This is a genomic window from Cytobacillus citreus (assembly GCF_018343665.1).
Taxonomy (GTDB): domain Bacteria; phylum Bacillota; class Bacilli; order Bacillales; family Cytobacillaceae; genus Cytobacillus; species Cytobacillus citreus.
The window spans coordinates 298,506-317,546 of the sequence record NZ_JAGYPM010000004.1 but is presented as its reverse complement, the minus strand read 5'-3'; the positions used below and the strand labels follow the sequence as shown (position 1 = coordinate 317,546).

Sequence of the window (19,041 nt, the reverse complement as noted above, 5' to 3'; positions counted from 1 at the left end):
CTACAGCCCGTTAATCTGAGATAAACTATGAACTAGAGGTGATCATTTATGAAAATCGAAGTGTGGTCGGATTTTGTTTGTCCGTTTTGTTATATTGGAAAGCGCAGATTAGAGAATGCTCTAAACCAATTTCCCCATAAAGATCAAGTTGAGGTTGAATTTAAAAGCTTCGAGCTCGATCCAAATTCCCCCAATTATAATGGAACGAGTATTTACGAAATTCTTGCAGGAAAATATGGAATGAGTATTGAGCAAGCCAAACAATCATGCGAGGGTATTGGGAAACAAGCAGCTACAGTAGGCTTAACTTATAATTTTGATGGAATGAAGACTGGTAATACCTTTGATGCACATCGATTGGCCAAATTTGCAAAAGAGCATGGAAAAGAAGCAGAACTCACAGAAAAACTACTTCATGCTTATTTTACAGATTCCAAGGATGTAGGGGAACATGAAACATTAATAAATATTGCAGAAGCTGTCGGACTTGACCGGAACGAAACAATCAATACACTGCAAGATAAAAATTCTTTTGCCAATGACGTACGGATTGACGAAGCAGTTGCTCAGCAATATCGCATAACAGGAGTACCATATTTTATCATTAATCAAAAATATGCGATATCAGGTGCGCAGCCTGCGGAAACATTCGCAAATGCTCTTCAGAAGGTTTGGGAAGAAGAAGCTGCAATGCCAGCCTTTCAAGACCTATCCACAGAAAGTGCAGAAGATGCAAGCTGTGTAGATGGAAACTGTGCAATACCGAACAAGGAGTAATATAATTTAAGAAAGCAGTTCTCTTTGAGGATCTGCTTTCTTTTATATATCTGTTAAAGCTCCCACGTAAACCATCTTCCATGCCCATCTGTTTCTCCAATAATCCTGAGCTCCTCTTTCCCCTGACAATAGGAATCCAGATGTAATTTTCCATCCCAAATATTATTATAAAGATGGAAAACATCCCTTTTCCCTCCGATTTCTTTTATCTGGACAAGCAGCTTTTCCTTCATTTCCTTAGTCATTTGATTAGCAACATGAGTATGGAATACACATAGGGTCGATTCAGATGGAATCTTAGAAGCAAATTGATGCAGCAGTTCTACTCCATCTCCTTCAATAAGATTAATTTCGCTTTTATATTGCTTTATACAGCTGGTTGCCTTTTCAAATAGAACTTTTCTCTCCCTGTGTTCCGGCCAAATAAGGGCATTCAACCATAGAGCATCCTCATTATCTATTACATCATTAATATGTAAATCTAAGCCAAATCTATTTGAAACAGGCGGGCTTTTCAGAAGGAAATCTGGTATGCCACCACCTTTAATTTCTGTTTCGATTACCAGGTTTGAATCATTATTTCCGTAAAAATATTTCCCATTATAAGAGTAAGAGTATTTATCCCATAGAAGCTGAAAGCCTGCACTCGTTCCAATTTCAATTAACGCTAACGGTTTTTTCGTCTTGTTATAAATATAAGAAAAAGATGGATAAAGATAACCACATCGTCTCACTTCATTTGTTTGGACTAGCTTATTTTTAAGAATGGAAATGATATCTTCCCTATTATGGTGGCAAAAATCCTTGAAATGAGGAAAAGAATCTTCAATAATACTAGCATTCTCAACAATACTTGGATAAAAATCCTTTAAAGAATGGTCTACTCCTTTTATTAAAAGATAATGAATCGCCCCTAAAAATAGGTTCGGAACAGGCTGCCCTTCTCTTGCATGGGAGCTAAGTTCAAGCATTTCTTCATCTTCTGAAATTTTCAAAGACAGCCACTCATACAATGGACTGGAATCATGGCATTCCCGTACAGCAAATTGATAAAACCGTTTAGATAAAAGCTCTTTGTTCATAAGCACCCCCCTCCAGTAAATATCTGGGAATTTTTTTCTATTATAACACTCAGTTTATTAATCTACTAATTTGTTTTAAGAATTATTAAAATTTTCAAGAAGGAAGTTCAAGTTCTTGTGTTGAAAGGTTTATTAAACATATGGATAGGAGATTAAAATGGATGGAAAAACTCGAAATGTTAAAAATCAATAAGGATTGTTGGGATGTGGTCGCACCAAAATTCTTCGGGGTGGAGTCTCTTCCGGAATACGGACCGTTAACCGTTACAGAGGATGAAATAAAGCTATTTGATGATATCAATCATAAGAAGGTGCTTGATATTGGCTGCGGAAGTGGACATTCTCTGAAATATATGGCAGATAATGGGGCCCATGAATTATGGGGGATTGATTTATCATCAACACAAATTGAAACTGCAAAGCAAGTTTTAAAAGACTATAATCCTAGATTGTTTTGTGTAGCAATGGAGGATCATACGTACCTGCCTCAAGACTATTTTGATATTGTTTATTCCATTTACGCACTCGGCTGGACTACTGACCTACCAACAACTTTGAAGTATATTTATTCCTATTTAAAAAAAGATGGCACTTTTATTTTCAGCTGGGAGCATCCGATTTATCCTCATGTTAAGGCCGAAAATAATTCAATCATTCTACAAGGTTCATATCAGCTTGAGGAGCCTGTTATGTTTAATTCCTTTAAGGGCGAGCAGCTCCCAGTCATTTTACATAGAAGAAAATTAGAAACTTATATTAACTCATTAATAGAAGCGGGTTTCAAAATTGAAAGATTGATTGAAGGTAATGCCTCAAGTAGGTTCAATTCGGAGGAAGACGCATTTACCGAAAAGTATTATTCCCTTTATAAAACTAGAATGGTTCCGAATACATTTATTATTAAGGCAAGGAAGTAAATTTCATTGAAAAAGACGTTGTTCTCGCGACCAAAGTCTTTTTCAGTTTACTAAGCTTATGCTTTCAAAGCCATTTCTTTCGGTTTATCTATGTTTCGCAAATGCTCGACAAATGTCTTCTTTTTAATATGGTAAAGAATAAGCGAAATGATGCTAAGTCCGCAGATAGCGAGTAAAATCCAAACTGGCATTTTCTCAAGAACAAAGCCAAAAAGAATAAATCCTAAAGGTGACATGGCACTTGCACCAGTTTCAAGCAAGGACATCACTCTACCTCGATAATGATCCGGCGTGCTTTTTTGGAGCAGCACCATAATTGGCATATTTACGATCATAATAAAGGTTGAAAGAAGCAAGACCATCAAGATTAAATACGGAAAGAAAATCCCATTCGAGACATTCGTCATTCCTGGAAAGTTTGGAAGCCCAATTAAAATTAGAACACAGGACATAGCAATTAAGCCTCCAAGTATACTTAATTCCTTTCTTTTGATCTCCGCTCTTGTTGAAAGGAAAATCGACATAAATAACATCCCAACAGAAAATGATCCTTCGATAATACCTAGCTGGTACGATTCCATTTTCCGAACAGTTAATACTAGATAAGGCAATGCAACTGGAAATACGGCAAACCAAAAATTAAGGAAGATGCTTATCATAATGAGATTTTTAATGAAGGCCTGTTCCTTCACATAAGAGAAACCTAATTTCAAATCTGTAAAAACGGTATTACCGCTCGTTTTTTCCTTTTTTTCTGCAAATAAATCATATTGGATGAAAACACTTGCCAACCCCGAGATTGTAAAGGTGATTATGTTAATAATCATGAAGGTGGTTATATTAAATAGTCCGAAGAAAACTCCTCCGAGAACTGGACCTAAAATAGTGGACAATGAAGCTGCTGCCTGATTCAAAGACATCGCCTTCTGTAGATGATCTGGGCCAACCATATTGTAAATCGCTGATGTGACCGCATTGGAGTAAAATGTATTGAGGATGCTAAGAACAGCGGTTGCCAAATATAAAACCCATATTTCCGGATACAAAAAGGTAAAAATAAAAAACACAATCATTAGCCAAATCGCACAAGCAAAATCAGAAGTAATAATGATGATCTTCCTATTCCAACGATCACTAATCGTGCCTGTAATTGGCGAAAGCAATATCCTTGGCAAAGCACTTAAAAGTAACGTAATGGCAAAGTTGAGGCTTGATCCTGTTTTGGCTAAAATATACAAGCCAATGGCAAAACCATAAATAGACGAACCAAGAACAGCTGTCATTTTTCCAAGGAGAAATAACATGAGATTCTTTTGGATAGCTCCTGCCATTTAATTGTCCTCCTCGTCCATTAACTTTTCAAACTGACATAAAATACGATACGGAGTACGTACATGATCATCTATTACTGTTTTCTTTGCATATTTTATTAATAAAGCATCAAAATCTGCTTCAAACGCTCTTAATTCTTCTTCTGATAAGGATAGGCTCGAACCTCTTGCGCGATTCCTTTTTTCTTGTTCATGTGCATTAGCATCGACTAATCGAAAATGGGTCGCGATTGCACGATAATATTTCTCAATAATCCCTTTGTTCTCTCGCGTCTCTTCAATTTCTAAAATTCCTCCATTATATAGCTGCTGAATATGGTAATGTATACTTCCAGCACTCTTGCCTATTTTATCTGCCACCTGCTTTGCAGTCATCGGACGTTCGTCTAATAAGTAAATAATCTTTACTCTAAGCGGACTTGATATTAACTTTTGTTGTTCTAGATTAATGCCCATTGTTTTTTGTTCAAATTGCATATCGGTCAACCTTTCTGAAAATTTATATCATTTTAATTTTATTATATGTTCTAATTTTTTAGAACACAACAGATAACTTTGAAATATAGAAACAAAAATAAAGTAGGGAAACGACTCTCATGGCTTCCTCCTTATCAAACCGTACGTGAATCTGTCTAACAATCTCAAATTATTTGTTTTTTAAAGAAGAAAAAGAATCCCCTCAATGTGATTGTCCTTTCCGGAATGTTGGGAGGAACGCTCTAATCTTGAAAATACTTATTTCAATAGAAAATGGCCGGTTTCACATGATGAAACCGGCCTTTTTTTCAAATTAGAAGAGCGAAGTTGGAATTCATGTAACCAAAACTCTTGGACAGAACTCGATTATATGTAAAAATAAAAAATATTTACTTAGCTACTAAATTAAGAAGATACAAGGTTATTATTATTTTTTATCTTATCAAACCATGAGCTGGCGGACTCTTTTAAAACAACATTTAATTCATTAATATTCTTTTTACCAACTACTTGAAACCATTCACGGCTAGCCTGTTCACCATCGGAAGCAAATGGCGCAACGCCGTCTTTCCAGGTGGCGCGGCCGCATAACACGCCATTAAAGCTGGAACCGGATTTTTTGGCAAACTTCAATGTTTCCTGGAATAATGCCGCACTTACTCCAGCACTTAAAAAGATAAACGGAAGCTCCGTTGCCGCACTTTGCTCTTTGAAATACGCTGCAGCTTCTTCCTTGCTATAGACGGTTTCACCTTCTGTGTAACCTTCGACAAAGTTCATATCCACAGGAACTTCTACTTTCAAAACATCAACACGATACTGTGGTTTAGAAAATTCCTTCATTGCCTCTATCACTTTATGCGGTTTCACCTTTGCATACTCTTTACTTTTTACATCATCAATATTGGCATCATAAGATACGATTTCCAAGAAAAACGGAATATCTTCGGCTGCACACTCGGATCCTACTCGTTCCATATAGACGTGCTTATAATCATTAATTCTCTCGTCTTCATCCACATCATAGTACAGTAAAAATTTAACAGCATCAGCACCAGTTTCCTTCAATCGTCTCACTGACCACTCTGGCAATAAATCAGGCAGACGGCCCACTGCTGTTGCATCGTAGCCTGTTTTTTCATAGGCAACCAATAAACCGGCGTCTTTGCTACGGACTTTAGTAGCCGGCAGTCCATATTCTGGATCTAATAGAATCGCAGTTGAATAGGGTGTCAACTCTTCAGAAACCAATTCTTTAAAACGGATGATGCCTTCATCCCCGATAGGATTCGCACTTCCCGCTGCAATCATTTTTTTCAATGAGCCGCGTTGATCAATTGCTAAAGCCCCGATCACACCATTTTCATCAGATAGACGCTTTAAAGCTGCCAATTTGTTTTTTGTTAACTCTAGCATCAATATTACCCCCTATCAATCTATTTTTTCTACTTTTACCAAATCAAAATACTGATTGAACTTAGTCATGTTAATCGAACCGGTTCCAGCTTCTATCGTATTCAGCATACCCGTGGTCATAGCCGTTTTAAGTACTGCCGTAGCAGGCTGATTCCGATTCAGTGCCACCGCCAGCCCGGCAACGGTCGCATCTCCGGACCCGACTGGATTCACGACTTCTATTTTAGGAATGGTAACCCGGTAATCAGCCGCACCAATTCTAACAAAGGCACCTTCACTAGCCATTGAGACGACAATCCACTCAATCCCTTGAAACAACTCATGATCCAAAGCTTGTTGCAAATGGCGTATCCCGCTATCCACTTTCATGCCGAGCAGCTGCGACAATTCCGTAATATTCGGCTTAATAGCAAATGGTTTTTCTTTATATAACAGGGCTTTCCTTAACGGGTCACCTGACGAATCCAATATCACAGGAATACCCTTCCTCTGACTTATTTCTATCATTTGTTGATAATAATCAGCTGGCAGCCCCTTCGGTAAACTGCCTGAAATCGTCACCAATGAAACTTTAGACAGCAGATCCTCAAACTTCCCTAAAAAATCAGCCCCTTCTTCTTTCGTTAAGGTTGGCCCAGATTCTAAAATTTCCGTTTGCATGCCTTCATGAAGAATGGCTATACAATTTCTTGATTCTCTTTCGATATTTAAAAAGTCATTGGAAATATCACTTTTATTTAATTCCTGGACGATGTAATCACCGATAGTTCCTCCGAGCACACCGGTAGCCAGGACTTTTTCTCCCATTTGTGCAATCACTCGGGCAACATTCAAGCCTTTACCGCCAGCCGTTTTTCTGACAGTTTCCACACGGTTTACAGCATCTAACTTGAATTCATGAAGTGGATAGGAAATATCAACCGATGGATTCATGGTTACCGCTAAAATCATCTCACTCCCTCTTTCCGTAACTGATAACGACAAACACCATCAAGGTAAGTTGCAATTAAATCGAGATCAGGATTCAACACAATAAAGTCAGCAGCGTATCCCTCAGCAATCTTCCCGCATTCGCCATCCATCCCAATACTTCTTGCGGGAGCGGTACTCGCCATATAAATCGCTTCCTCAGGTGTGGCAATTCCCCAATCAACGACATTTTTAACGGCATCTTTCAGCTGTAAAATACTGCCTGCTAAACTGCCTCCTTCGATGCGGGCAGCCCCAGCCTTCACCTCTACAGGAAATTCTCCCAGCTGATAGGTTCCTTCCGGCATTCCCCCAGCCATCATGCAATCAGTCACCAAAACAGTATGATCTCTGCCACGGACATTCATTAAAATATTGGCGGCGGCAGGATGTACATGGTTCCCGTCACAAATGATTTCGGCAAAAACATCTTTTAAATTCATCGCTGCCCCGGCCATCCCCGGCTCCCGATGGTGCAGAGGGCTCATTCCATTGAAGGTATGAACAAAGATCGAAGCTCCTTTTTCAACAGCTTGCTTTGCCTCTTCATACGTGGCATCGCTATGGGCTAACGCGACCGCAATCTCTTCTCTCACGGCATATTCAATAAATTCAACCGCTCCCTTTCTTTCAGGTGCAATCGCTATTTTTTTAATAAAATCATTGGATAATTTTTGCCAAACTTTCAACTTTTCAAGAGATGGGTCACAAAAATAGTTCGTATTTTGTGCCCCTTTATGCTTTTCGGTAAAAAACGGCCCTTCTAAAAAGATCCCTTTAATTTTGGCCCCACAAACTTTCGTGTAATTATTACCAATCATTTCGACAACGTTATTCAACGATTCAGTCGAGGAGGTTAGGGTTGTCGGTAAAAAGGATGTGACGCCACACGAGAGTAGCCCTTTGGAAATCTCATTCAATCCTTCAAAATCATTATCCATAATGTCGTGATTATTAAATCCATGTATATGCGTGTCAACTAAACCTGGAGCAATCCAATGCCCCGTATAATCAAGGATTTCTACAGCAATATCTGGTCTTCGTTCTGAGAAATCACCGAATTTTCCATCTTTTATTTCCAAAAAACCGGGACCTTCTACTTTGCCTTCAAGAAAAAAACGATCTGCAAAGATAAAAATAGACATACTACTTTCCCCTATCGATTTACTGATATTCATAAATGGTTACGCCTTTAACGACACGGTTCACCGTTCCTGTCGGCGAAGGGGTATCCGGTGTATTACCAACTTTTACGGAAGCTAGCAGTGAAACCGTTTGTCCTATCATGACAAAAGGTAATGCCAAGTATGCATCTGGTACGGATTGGGCCTCGCTGCCGAAAACGAACGAGTTCCCATCATAATTGGTTTCTCCAGCAACCTCGATGGCACAAATATAGCGGGCAATATTATCCTGCTGCATTTCTTTTAACATATCTAAATCGTATAGACGTGTATAAGGACGGTTAGAAACAAACAAAAAAACCAATGATTTTTCATTCACAAATGATTTTGGACCGTGTCGGAATCCCAACGGTGAATCAAAGGCCGTGACAATTTTTCCAGCAGTTAGCTCTAATATTTTTAACTGAGCCTCTCTCGCCAGGCCTTCAAAACTTCCGGATCCAAGATAAATGATTCGGTCAAAATCAAGATCGATCATCTCTTGGATGGCGTCTTCCCTTCGAATGACACTTTCACCCATAAGGCGAATCGTATGAACAATTACCGACTTTTCTTCAACCGACAAAGGGTCAAAAACCAGTAAAGCTGTCAAAGCCATGCAAGTATAGCTTCCCGTCATCGCAAAGCCTTGATCATTCGATTTTTCAGGCATCAATAGTAAGAAGTTATTTTCATCCCCTTCTGCCCGCTTGGCTAATTGACCATCTTTTGCGCAAGTAATCGTCAACTGATACAAATCGGTTACGATTTGCTGGGCTAAATCTACGGCAGCAACACTTTCCGGGCTATTACCGCTTCTAGCAAACGAAACAAGTAAAGTTGGAATATCTGCTTTAAAAAATTGATATGGATTAGATACTAAAGTGGTTGTCGGAATACTGAGTATTTCCCACTGTCTTTCATCCATTTTTTCTTTTATGTATGGTGTGACTGTATCACCTACATAAGAAGATGTTCCGGCACCGGTAAAAATGACCCGAACCCGGCCATGTCTCGTTGATAAGTTTAGTAAAAACGCTTCAATTTCCTTGCTTTTCTCAAAAAACAATTCATAGGTTTCAGTCCATAGCTCAGGCTGCTGTTTTATTTCCGCCGTTGTTATCGATGCACCTAATGGCACTAATTTTTCATGATTTAATGTAAACATATCCGATAACTCCTCTTTAGATTCTTTCGAATACTCTTAATCCTGCACCAACAACTCCATTATTCTGCGCCAATGAACTGATGCTCATCTGATCTAAAAGATGTTGTTGTTCAGGTATTTGATAGATTTTTAACTTTTCTTTGATTAACTCAAGCAGAAAAGGATTATTCACAATGACACTGCCACCGAAAACCATCTTATGTGGATCTAATAAACATGAAATGGAATAGAGACCTTGAGCTAAATGCCCAGTCACCTCATTAATGATAGATTGATAACTTGGATCCCCATGGATAAATCCAGCAAAGACATCCTTGGTTGAAATTTGTTCTTCATGTAATTCTTTTTTTGCTAGTTTCTCAACCCCTGGACCGGCAGCGATGAATTCCAATCGTTCGTTGCCTTGCTTCGAAAGAACTGGAATCAATCCCAGCTCTCCTGCGAATCCAGCTCCCCTAAAAAAAGAACCATTATGGATGATAGAACAGGAGATTCCAGTGCTGACAGTCACATAAACAAAGGTTTCATTCCCTTTTACACGTGCCGCTTTCCATTCAGCAAAAGCCGCCATATAGACATCGTTGTCAATGGTGATTGGCTTGGCGCCAAATTGCTCCTGTAATCGGGCAGTTATGGGAAACTGCTGCCAAGGCAAATTGTTTTGAAAGACAGCGATACCGTTCTCACGATCGACCTTGCCAGGTACCCCGACGCCAATACCTTCTATCTCAGAAAACGATGACCCTTCAAGAACTTGTTCCACCACTTTTACTACTTGTTCAAACATGCTTTCGCGGTCGGATGGATCACTTTTCACTTCCTTTCTGTTAAGCAATTCTCCCGATTCCGAAATTATTCCCGCTGCAATCTTTGTCCCGCCGATATCAATGCCGATTGCCTTTTTCATTTTTTCTCCGCCTCAACAATCAATTTTCTATTTTATGAGCAGCGCTTCACAGCACTTCTTTAACTTTTTCCTACTTTCACCCAGGCAATAGCCTTATGCGAGATTACTAGCCTCTGTAACTGTTTTCCACATGACGCCTATCTGACTATGCTTCTCGGAAGTGAAACACGGTTCCCGCATTTCTCAATCCTCCCCTTTTAAAAAGGCATGTTAAAAATATATCACAGAAAAAGATGGGTTGTTGGTACAAGTCGTAATAAATAAATTATACCACTGTCACTTGTAGTGTCAACCCAACAAGTTAAATGTTTTCATTCCGATTGATGGCGATCATTTCTTTATTATTCGATTATCCTATTTATTTCACGACAATAATTTCTTCTATTCCGCCAATCCTCTTTCGCGACTCGGCCATATGACCATGTATCAACATATTCCGAAAAATAGTCAATTAGTGACAAACTCCTTTTTTTCTGACTTTACCAATGGAATGTAAGATTGAATAACCACATGTTCTGGGTTCAGACCTTCTTCATCAAAAATGACAATCTCATTCTGTTTAGTTAGCAAGGATGCTGGAATCTTATATTCCTCCTGTGGGCCTATGTTCCAGTAACGACCTAAACATTGGCCATTAACCCAAAAACACCCTTTGTTCATACCATCTAACCGAACTTTTACAATCGGACCGTTTTCTGGCTTCCAGTCGAAAGAACTTTTATACCAGCGTGGAGAAATCGTTTGCGGATCCACAACTGTCCATTCCTTTTCCTCTTCTAGCTGAGCAAATGATTTTGTTTTCCAGTTGCTAATTTGCTCCCCTTCCTTAAATAAATAGAGATCAAACCGGCCAATACTAGAAATATTCTGAACATCTAAATCTAATACATTCTCTCCCTGCTTTAAGGCAACGCTAATATCCGCAACCCCGTATACAGCACTGCCTCTTGACCAAGCCGTTTGACTTTCCATCAACATTTTTACTGACCTTCCATTCACCTGAACTCGTGAAACTCCCTCACCAACCAGAATTGCACGGTCATAACCCTGATTCATGAATGATCTTAAAAACCCAATTCGCCCTTCAATTTTCGGAATATTGGATAAATGATGACGTACACCGCACCCTTCAACCAGCCATCCTTCCCTTATTGATAAATACTTTCCATTTAGTGCAGGCGCTTCACTCATCCCTTTTGGTTCACCGATGGCTTGAGAATAATTGTATCTTCCCATATTCTGGACAAGGCATGTTAGTATATTTTTCCCTTTTTTAACAGGAACCTCAATAGCTGCAGCCCCAATCATACTAAGCTTGCCGACATATTGACCATTACAGAAGACCATGACGGGATCCTCGATTCTCGAAAAAACAATCGTCGTATCCTTCGTTTCCTCAGCATAAAATTCACTTTCATAACCTAAATACCCACTAAACTGTCCGAAGCTGCTAAAATCAAGCGGTTTATCAGCCTCTTTCACGTTTCCGCTTAAAAAACAAAGCTTTTCATCTGCCGCTTCCCAATGTAATGGATAATTTGCTGAGCACTTTTCCAAATGAGGAACCGATTTTTCTAAAGATTTTCTTGAAACCACTTGAATCGAATAGCTGGTACCATCTTCAAATGAAAGCTGAACGGTTTGTGGCAGGCTTCCATGAAATAAATAAAACACAACCATACCATCTTCACCGATTTCAAAGCGGTTTGGCATTGGACAATGTATTTCAGCCTTTCTATTAAGCTGTAATTTTAAGAATGAGCGTTGACCCTCCTCATGATAAATGACCGCCTGATTGGATTCGAACCCTGTCGTCTGGCCAGTAAGTTTTTTAATGGTAAAACTATTTCCTACATTCACATGAAGGACAATTGGTAAAATTGCATTCGCCTCAATCGTAAACGGAACGATTTCACCATCAAGTAAAGCCTGTGATTGAACTCTTTCCTGTCTATCATTCTCAATAAATATCACTTCACCATGAGGACTGACGACCCGTTGAGATTTTATATCACTAGGAAGCTTTAAATCCATACCCGTTTGTTCTGCATTTGTGAATACCGGTTCGAGCCACTTAGTAAATGAATGAAATCTTTTTAATACCTCATATTTTCTTGTTGGCTGTAAATATTCATCAATGGCGACATCATAATCATACGATGTCGTGGAAAAAATCTGTTCTCCACCTGTCCTGCCACCCCAATGGTCAAAATTGGTGCCGCCAAAATACATGTAATAGTTGATGGCCGTGAATCCATTCCTTAACAGCTGGTAACACTCACGTTCAAGCTGCTCGGGTGTTTTTTGATCCGCTTTATTACCGCCCCAATGTTCAAACCAGCCAATCCAAAACTCCATAACCCCTTTTGGTTGATTGGCAAACCGTTCATCTAAGATATTAGCGGCGTGTTTGGCATGCGACCAAAAATTACGGAACTCCACAGCACCATCCACGGCTCCGTAGCATGTAACAAATGGTACGTCAATGCCCCTCGCCATCATACCGTCCCGCAAGCTTTCCATATACTGTTTGTCAGGTTTACCAAATGCCTGGAATTCGTTTTCTACCTGGACCATAATGACTGTCCCATTTTTCGTTAACTGGAAGTCATCAATGATTGGTATGACCTGATCAAAATATTTATCTACATATTGTAAAAAGATAGGTTCATTGGAACGATATTGAATCCCCTTTTTCGTAGAGAGCCACCAAGGAAATCCGCCAAAATCCCATTCCGCACAAATATATGGCCCTGGTCTCGCAATCACATATAATCCTTTGTCAGCGCATAGCTCAAAAAAATGTGCTAAATCCTTGTCGCCAGAGAAATCCCATTCCCCTTCATTCATTTCATGAAAATTCCAAGAGATGTACGTTTCGATTGTATTGCAGCCCCCTGCTTTCGCCTTATCTAAGACATCGCTCCACTCTGCCTTTGGAAGGCGGAAATAGTGGATAGCAGCAGATAGGATAAAGATTCTTTCATTATTAATTTTCCAGCTTTTTTGGTCATAAGTAATCATTGATTTCCCTCCAAAATTTTTAGCCGATAGGAAAGGATAACTTTCCTATCAAATATAAGTGCAGCTACACCTCTAACTTCACCTTATGATTAAACCCTTTATTCATTCCTTTGATGGATAGTACCATCACTATTCCTTCACAGCACCTGCTGCTATTCCACTAAAAATATATTTCTGGAATATAAAGTAGATTAATATAGTTGGAATCATAACGATAACCGCTGCTGCACTTAGCATTGGAATGGAAGACGTTCTAGGATCTTGTATACAATTAAGAAGTAAAGTACTTAAAGTTCTATTCTCCACTCCTGGCATATATAAAAATGGTATATACATGTCATTTAAAACATCAACAGCTTTAAGTATGCCTAAAGTAGCTGTTGCAGGAATTACCATAGGAAAAATTATTCGCCAGTAAATTGTAAAATATGATGCTCCATCCATCATGGCACTTTCATCTACTGAAACCGGTATCTGCTCTAAAAACTGTTTATAAATGTATATTTGCATTAAATCTGCACCGGCATATATGAGTATAGGTGCTAAAAGAGTGTCATATACATGAATATTAGTCATTAATCCAAATCTTGATATTTCAGTAACAATACCTGGTATTATTAATCCAACTAGGAATATTGCAAAGTATACTTTTTTTAACTTGAAATCAAATCTAGTTAAACAATATGCAACCATCGTGCTAAGTAAAGAATTTATAACAACTGAAGCTACAACCAATATCGTGGAATTTTTAAATGCAATAAACACATTTGTACTTTTAAGAACCTCTTTATAATTGTCAAAATTAAGACTAGTAGGTGGTTTAAGTGCTGATTCTGAACCGATCTGAGGTAAGCTTTTAAATGATGCAAAAACTGTAATTAGTATTGGCAAAATGACTAAAGCTGATATAAATATAAATAGTAGTATTTTTAGTACTCCTCCTACACTGCCAGATCTCCTTGACATATTAATAGTGGTTTCCTTTTTGATTTCTAAGTTAGCTTCCATTGCCTCACCCCTTTAAGTTAAATAATTTTTTTTGAATAATGGAGAAAATTATTATGATGATCATCAATACAATTGCCATTGCACAGGCTAATCCAAAATTTTGATATTGAAAGGCTGTATTTATTGTTTGTACTGTAAAAGTTTCACTAGCATGATTTGGACCACCGCCAGTCATAACATAAGGAATATCAAATATCTGCAATGCGCCTCTTATGTTCAAAAATAATACTATTTCAATAACAGGCTTTATATTTGGTAATACAATGTGATAAAACTGTTTAAAGGTACTTGCTCCATCAATAATAGATGCTTCAATCATGTCCGTTGGAAGGGATTGAAATGCCGCTAAAAAAAGGATTATATGGATACCAGAAAATTTCCATAGAGAAACTCCAGTAAGAGAATAATTAACAATTTCCGAGTCGCTAAGCCATCCTATTTTATCCATATGAAAAAACTGCAGCATACTATTTAATACTCCATCTTGTGAGCTAAAAAGGAACATAAACATACATGCAACTGCAACTGTGTTAATAATATAAGGTAAAAATGTAATAGTTTTGAACATCTTACTGAATCTCACTCTTTTGTCTAATAAAAATGCTATAAATAATTCAATAGGTATAAAAATCAAATGTCCCACAAAATATACACCGTTATTTTTCAGCGATACCCATACCTCAGGTGAATCAAATATTATTTTCTTGAAATTTGTTAATCCCACAAAGGTTTTTGTAGGACTCAGTCCATCCCAGCTTGTAAAGCTTATTACTACTAGATTTATTAATGGATATATCATAAATAAACTTATTAAAATAGTGGGAATAAATAAAAAAGTAACTAGCACAAAGTTCTTCTGCATCTTTAAATCATTTTTTTTAAACATACCCCGACTCCTTGCCTGCTAATTAAAAGAAGAATAAAGTAGCTAAAGGCACCTTATTCTTCTTAAAATTAATTATTTTACTTTTTAGTTACCTCTTGCTTTTTTCCATTGTGCATTTAAATCTTTCATTATAGAATCTAAACTATTTTTTCCTGCCACCATCTGTTGTCCTATGCCCTTAACATCAAATTTCATGGCATTCATTACCTTGTTATAATTATCATCATAGAAAATTGTTACTGGCTCAGCATCAACATCTTCAAAGGCTTGAGCAAAGAATTCATCATTATAACTTACACCTTTCATTGTAGGCTTAATATTAGTAGTAGTAGCAAGTTGTGTATAATAATCACCAAAGAACCATTCAAGGAATTCTTTTGCTTCCTTTTGATTTTTACTAGTTTTAGGAACTCCCCAGAAGAATTCAGTCATTGCAGTAGTGTAGAATGGATCGCTAGTAGTATTCCTTGTCGGTAATAAGAAAACTCCTAAGTTCTCTTCCTTACCACCATTTGTGATGTAATCACTCTTATACCAGGAGCCAGCTGCTAACATACCAGCTTTTCCGGCTACAAACATTGCTCTTTGCTGATCCCAACCATATCCTAATGGATCATCTCCCGAAACCTTAGCATCATATAATTTTTGAATCTTTGTATATGCATTGTAGAATGGCTCTCCTTTTGTAAAAGGATCATCCTTGCTAGCCATCTTGTTGTAGTATTGTCCATCTCCTGCTTCAAGCATTGGCATATATTCATTTAATGGATAATTTACCCAAGAATCCTTTAAGCCCAATGCAAGTGGTGTATATTTCTTACCATCTTTTATTGTTTGACAAACCTTTATAAACTCATCCCAAGTCTTAGGTATTTCTAAATTGTATTCTTGGAAAATGTTCTTGTTGTAAAAAACAAATTCATTAAATACTGCTTCCGGTAACCCTATTACATTTCCTTTAATCATCGTTTCCTTAGCATATAAATTGTTTTCAGTTGCCTTTAATTCATTTAGAGGTACCATAATATCTGCGTAAAGTGAAAGATTTGCTTGTCTAACTGGAAATACATCTGGTAACTGACCTGCTGAACTTCTAATTTTCATTGTATTATCATATTCTTTTGGTGCAATTTTTTCTATTTCTAAAGTTACATTAGGATGCTCCTTTTTATAAGCATCTGCAATCTTATTAGTTTCTGACATATACTTATACTCGTCATCGCCCCAAAGAGCGATTTTCAGTGTTACCTTTTTATCGCTATCTGTTGATGTGCTATTTGCATTTGAGCACCCTACAGCAATGGTGCTTAGTAGTGTTGCTCCTACTAAAGCTAAGGTTAATTTTTTAAATATTTTCTTTTTAACCACTTTTTTTCCCCCTTTACACTATATAATAATATTTTAAATATTTTTACAATTTAATTGAATGATATTTTTTAATGTTTCTTTGATTTATATTATCCTCTTAATTTAAACTTACATAATTGTGGTCCAGGAAGTCTCCTGATATGAACGAAACTGTCAAGGTTATTGAACATGATTAGGACAAAATAGCCCCCCTAAGATTGAAAAAGACGACTCAATTTTCACATATGTGAATTTTTAAGTCGTCTTTTTTGGGTTGTGCGATAAAGTGCCCCTTTAAAAACCGGAGATTTTTCAGTGCCCTCGCAAAAGTACAGGTGTTTTTATTACTAGGTTTAGTTTTTAATATATCTTTTAAGTACCTTCTCAATTAAATAGGTGGAAACTAGAGCATAAAAGCTAACGAAAAATAATACAAAGGAAGGCTTATATATGGTAAACAATATTAGTGCTATAAGGAGTGCCACAGAGGTAGTACTTTTAACTATGTGCTTATAAGCTAAAATAAGTGAATTCTTTAGTAAATCAATAAGCTTCATATTAACCCTAGCAATTAAAGGGAAAATAAAAACACTTATAAGTAGTATTTGAAAGATAATAAATAGTTGAACGCCCTGAAGCCATAGATATGCACTGCCCATATTATTTAATTTAAATATGTTATAAATACTGAAAGATAAAACTATTGTAATAACTGCTCCTATAGGTAAAGCTTGCTTAAAATTTTCTTTGTATCCCTTAATAAAGTCACTATATATGTTATAGCTTTTTTCTCTTACCTTTTTTCCGTAAACATAATATAGTGCAGAAGTGGAAACTCCAATTGTAACTATTGGCAAGCTTCCTATAAACCATAATAAATTCAACATAAAGGTTTCATAAACTAATACACAAAACTTGTACAATGGTCCATCAAAGTTAAATAATCCTTTCATTCGGAACACCTCCTCATTCTGTCATTTTTATACTGCATAGGGCTAATGCCTACATGTTTTTTAAAGGTTCTGCTGAAATGTTCAATGTTAGGATAACCGATTTTATCACATATCTCATATATCTTCATATCAGTTTTAGCTAAAAACTCCTTTGCCTTTTCTATCCTTATATTCGTTAAATAAGTAGTAAAGTTATACCCTGTTTCTTCTGTGAAAATTTTACTGAAATATGCCTTACTAAAGCCTATAGATTTACTTACCATATCTAGGGTAACTCTATCACCATAATTCTTATGAATAAAATCCTTTGCCTTTTTAATTGCCCCATTCCCCCTCTGGTTTATTTTTCTTGAAGAATTAATAACTCTTGTTAGAAGCATTAGTATCCATTCCTCAATTTCTAATTTAGTATCAAATTTTCTTACTTCGCTATAAAAATCCAAATCTTCTCCAATAATAGCTTCAAGATTATCTTCTTCATCCTTAATGATGTAGTAAATGACCATTAATACTATCTCTAAATAATAAATATAGAAGCTTTCTATTTCACTTGCTCCAGATAGTTCATTCAACTGAAAAACCCTTTTCATCTCTTCTAAACACTTTTCTTCATCTAACCTATCCAACGCTTCTAAAAGCCCATTGTCCTTACTCATTTCTAGAAATATTTGTTGAGTTATTTTGTAATTCTTAGTTTTCTTTATCTTATTTAACTCTTCAACATTCTCAGGATAAATATTTTTTCCCTTGCCATAAATAAATCTAAATCTTGCATTTTTCTGTGCTTCGTCCATTAGTGAGCTTATTTTTGTAATATCGCTGCTAACCTCACTTATACCAACAGTTACTTCAATATTCAAAAAATTAAAAAGAGCATTTCTTATTTTATTTAAAATATCTGAAAGTTTTTCCTTTAAACAGTTAACATATGAATTGTCGAAGGCTAAAATAATCCCATATTCTTCTGGAGACATTGGTAGAATTTCTCCCATATTTACTACTTCAAACAGTTGAATAACAGCATTTTCTACAGAACTCATAAGTTCCTTAAGATCATTATCCTCATACCTTTTCTTAACTATATTAAAACTGTCAATTAGTAGTGAACAGCAAATATAATTTTCTCCTTTTAATCTTAATGCACTATTCTCCAAATCCTTCTCGGTAAAATCTCCAGCCATTAATTTCCTAACTAGTTCATTTCTATTAACACTCTGATTTTTACTACCTTTTTTTCTTTTTTTGTCCTCTAAAGCAGCCATAACCATTTTAAGAATTTTATCCGGTTCCATTTCTGTTTTTAAAATATAATCATTTATTCCGAGCTTAAAGGCACTTCTTACAAGTGAATAATCATCATAAGCACTTAACACTAAAAACTCAGTATTAATGCCAAGTCGTCTACTTTCCTCAATAAGCTCAATGCCATTCATAACAGGCATATTAATGTCTGTTATGACTATATCAATATCCCCTCTAGCTTTAATTATCTCTAAAGCTTTATTTCCATTAGATGCCTCTAAAACCTCATCGAAACCATAATTATTCCAATCTATCAAGGACTTTAAAGCAAGCCTTACAATAGGCTCATCTTCAACTAACAGCATTTTATACAT

The 19,041-nt window shown here is 36.8% G+C and carries 16 protein-coding genes; 2 read left to right on the top strand and 14 right to left on the bottom strand.

The annotated features are described in order from the left end of the window. The first annotated feature begins 48 nt into the window (after positions 1 to 48). Positions 49 to 777, top strand: coding sequence for a DsbA family oxidoreductase (locus KHA94_RS18110; RefSeq protein ID WP_213103533.1), 729 nt, complete (start codon positions 49 to 51; stop codon positions 775 to 777). A 53-nt stretch (positions 778 to 830) separates the two neighbouring features. On the opposite strand, the gene KHA94_RS18105 is transcribed toward KHA94_RS18110, so the two are convergent. Continuing rightward, positions 831 to 1,859: a DUF2332 domain-containing protein gene (locus KHA94_RS18105; RefSeq protein ID WP_213103532.1), complete on the bottom strand. Its 1,029-nt coding sequence runs from the start codon at positions 1,857 to 1,859 to the stop codon at positions 831 to 833. A 161-nt stretch (positions 1,860 to 2,020) separates the two neighbouring features. Between KHA94_RS18105 and KHA94_RS18100 the strand changes: the two genes are divergently transcribed. Continuing rightward, positions 2,021 to 2,776 carry a class I SAM-dependent methyltransferase gene (locus tag KHA94_RS18100; RefSeq protein WP_213103531.1) on the top strand — a complete coding sequence of 252 codons (756 nt, stop codon included), beginning with the start codon at positions 2,021 to 2,023 and terminating at the stop codon, positions 2,774 to 2,776. Positions 2,777 to 2,832: 56 nt separating this feature from the next. Here KHA94_RS18100 and KHA94_RS18095 read toward each other — a convergent pair whose 3' ends face one another. The 13 genes from KHA94_RS18095 to KHA94_RS18035 form a co-directional block, all read right to left on the bottom strand. After that, positions 2,833 to 4,107 carry an MFS transporter gene (locus KHA94_RS18095; protein WP_213103530.1) on the bottom strand — a complete coding sequence of 425 codons (1,275 nt, stop codon included), beginning with the start codon at positions 4,105 to 4,107 and terminating at the stop codon, positions 2,833 to 2,835. Continuing rightward, positions 4,108 to 4,584 carry an ArsR/SmtB family transcription factor gene (locus KHA94_RS18090; protein ID WP_249365593.1) on the bottom strand — a complete coding sequence of 159 codons (477 nt, stop codon included), beginning with the start codon at positions 4,582 to 4,584 and terminating at the stop codon, positions 4,108 to 4,110. 405 nt (positions 4,585 to 4,989) lie between these two features. Next, positions 4,990 to 6,000 carry a tagatose-bisphosphate aldolase gene (gene lacD, locus KHA94_RS18085; protein WP_213103529.1) on the bottom strand — a complete coding sequence of 337 codons (1,011 nt, stop codon included), beginning with the start codon at positions 5,998 to 6,000 and terminating at the stop codon, positions 4,990 to 4,992. A 15-nt stretch (positions 6,001 to 6,015) separates the two neighbouring features. Continuing rightward, positions 6,016 to 6,951 (bottom strand): tagatose-6-phosphate kinase, encoded by a 936-nt coding sequence (lacC, locus tag KHA94_RS18080; protein ID WP_213103528.1) that lies wholly within the window; start codon positions 6,949 to 6,951, stop codon positions 6,016 to 6,018. Beyond that, positions 6,948 to 8,114: an N-acetylglucosamine-6-phosphate deacetylase gene (nagA, locus tag KHA94_RS18075; RefSeq protein WP_213103527.1), complete on the bottom strand. Its 1,167-nt coding sequence runs from the start codon at positions 8,112 to 8,114 to the stop codon at positions 6,948 to 6,950. The genes lacC and nagA overlap by 4 nt, the downstream gene beginning before the upstream one ends. 19 nt (positions 8,115 to 8,133) lie before the next feature. Beyond that, positions 8,134 to 9,300 carry an AgaS family sugar isomerase gene (locus KHA94_RS18070; RefSeq protein ID WP_213103526.1) on the bottom strand — a complete coding sequence of 389 codons (1,167 nt, stop codon included), beginning with the start codon at positions 9,298 to 9,300 and terminating at the stop codon, positions 8,134 to 8,136. 16 nt (positions 9,301 to 9,316) lie between these two features. Continuing rightward, the gene (locus KHA94_RS18065; RefSeq protein WP_213103525.1) at positions 9,317 to 10,207 is read right to left on the bottom strand and encodes an ROK family protein; all 891 of its coding nucleotides are present in this window, start codon (positions 10,205 to 10,207) and stop codon (positions 9,317 to 9,319) included. A 447-nt stretch (positions 10,208 to 10,654) separates the two neighbouring features. Then, a complete protein-coding gene (locus tag KHA94_RS18060; RefSeq protein WP_213103524.1) occupies positions 10,655 to 13,231 on the bottom strand; it encodes a beta-galactosidase in 2,577 nt (858 codons plus the stop codon). Positions 13,232 to 13,360: 129 nt separating this feature from the next. Then, entirely contained in the window at positions 13,361 to 14,239 is an 879-nt protein-coding gene (locus KHA94_RS18055) for a carbohydrate ABC transporter permease (RefSeq protein ID WP_249365592.1), read from the bottom strand. Positions 14,240 to 14,243: 4 nt separating this feature from the next. Continuing rightward, positions 14,244 to 15,125, bottom strand: a complete 882-nt coding sequence (locus KHA94_RS18050; RefSeq protein WP_213103523.1) for a carbohydrate ABC transporter permease — start codon at positions 15,123 to 15,125, stop codon at positions 14,244 to 14,246. An 84-nt stretch (positions 15,126 to 15,209) separates the two neighbouring features. After that, on the bottom strand, positions 15,210 to 16,493 hold the full coding sequence (locus KHA94_RS18045; RefSeq protein WP_213103522.1) for an ABC transporter substrate-binding protein: 1,284 nt from the start codon (positions 16,491 to 16,493) through the stop codon (positions 15,210 to 15,212). Between the two features lie 332 nt (positions 16,494 to 16,825). Then, positions 16,826 to 17,425: a YesL family protein gene (locus tag KHA94_RS18040; protein WP_213103521.1), complete on the bottom strand. Its 600-nt coding sequence runs from the start codon at positions 17,423 to 17,425 to the stop codon at positions 16,826 to 16,828. Beyond that, positions 17,422 to 19,041, bottom strand: a complete 1,620-nt coding sequence (locus tag KHA94_RS18035; protein ID WP_213103520.1) for a response regulator transcription factor — start codon at positions 19,039 to 19,041, stop codon at positions 17,422 to 17,424. The genes KHA94_RS18040 and KHA94_RS18035 overlap by 4 nt, the downstream gene beginning before the upstream one ends.

What these genes read in the sequence shown, in the direction of transcription:
- KHA94_RS18065 (WP_213103525.1), bottom strand. Translation starts at nt 10,207, where the DNA reads ATGAAAAAGGCAATCGGCATTGATATCGGCGGGACAAAGATTGCAGCG.
- KHA94_RS18050 (WP_213103523.1), bottom strand. Translation starts at nt 15,125, where the DNA reads ATGTTTAAAAAAAATGATTTAAAGATGCAGAAGAACTTTGTGCTAGTT.
- KHA94_RS18035 (WP_213103520.1), bottom strand. Translation starts at nt 19,041, where the DNA reads ATGTATAAAATGCTGTTAGTTGAAGATGAGCCTATTGTAAGGCTTGCT.
- lacC (WP_213103528.1), bottom strand. Translation starts at nt 6,951, where the DNA reads ATGATTTTAGCGGTAACCATGAATCCATCGGTTGATATTTCCTATCCA.
- KHA94_RS18110 (WP_213103533.1), top strand. Translation starts at nt 49, where the DNA reads ATGAAAATCGAAGTGTGGTCGGATTTTGTTTGTCCGTTTTGTTATATT.
- KHA94_RS18095 (WP_213103530.1), bottom strand. Translation starts at nt 4,107, where the DNA reads ATGGCAGGAGCTATCCAAAAGAATCTCATGTTATTTCTCCTTGGAAAA.
- KHA94_RS18090 (WP_249365593.1), bottom strand. Translation starts at nt 4,584, where the DNA reads ATGCAATTTGAACAAAAAACAATGGGCATTAATCTAGAACAACAAAAG.
- lacD (WP_213103529.1), bottom strand. Translation starts at nt 6,000, where the DNA reads ATGCTAGAGTTAACAAAAAACAAATTGGCAGCTTTAAAGCGTCTATCT.
- KHA94_RS18040 (WP_213103521.1), bottom strand. Translation starts at nt 17,425, where the DNA reads ATGAAAGGATTATTTAACTTTGATGGACCATTGTACAAGTTTTGTGTA.
- nagA (WP_213103527.1), bottom strand. Translation starts at nt 8,114, where the DNA reads ATGTCTATTTTTATCTTTGCAGATCGTTTTTTTCTTGAAGGCAAAGTA.
- KHA94_RS18100 (WP_213103531.1), top strand. Translation starts at nt 2,021, where the DNA reads ATGGAAAAACTCGAAATGTTAAAAATCAATAAGGATTGTTGGGATGTG.
- KHA94_RS18060 (WP_213103524.1), bottom strand. Translation starts at nt 13,231, where the DNA reads ATGATTACTTATGACCAAAAAAGCTGGAAAATTAATAATGAAAGAATC.
- KHA94_RS18055 (WP_249365592.1), bottom strand. Translation starts at nt 14,239, where the DNA reads ATGGAAGCTAACTTAGAAATCAAAAAGGAAACCACTATTAATATGTCA.
- KHA94_RS18070 (WP_213103526.1), bottom strand. Translation starts at nt 9,300, where the DNA reads ATGTTTACATTAAATCATGAAAAATTAGTGCCATTAGGTGCATCGATA.
- KHA94_RS18105 (WP_213103532.1), bottom strand. Translation starts at nt 1,859, where the DNA reads ATGAACAAAGAGCTTTTATCTAAACGGTTTTATCAATTTGCTGTACGG.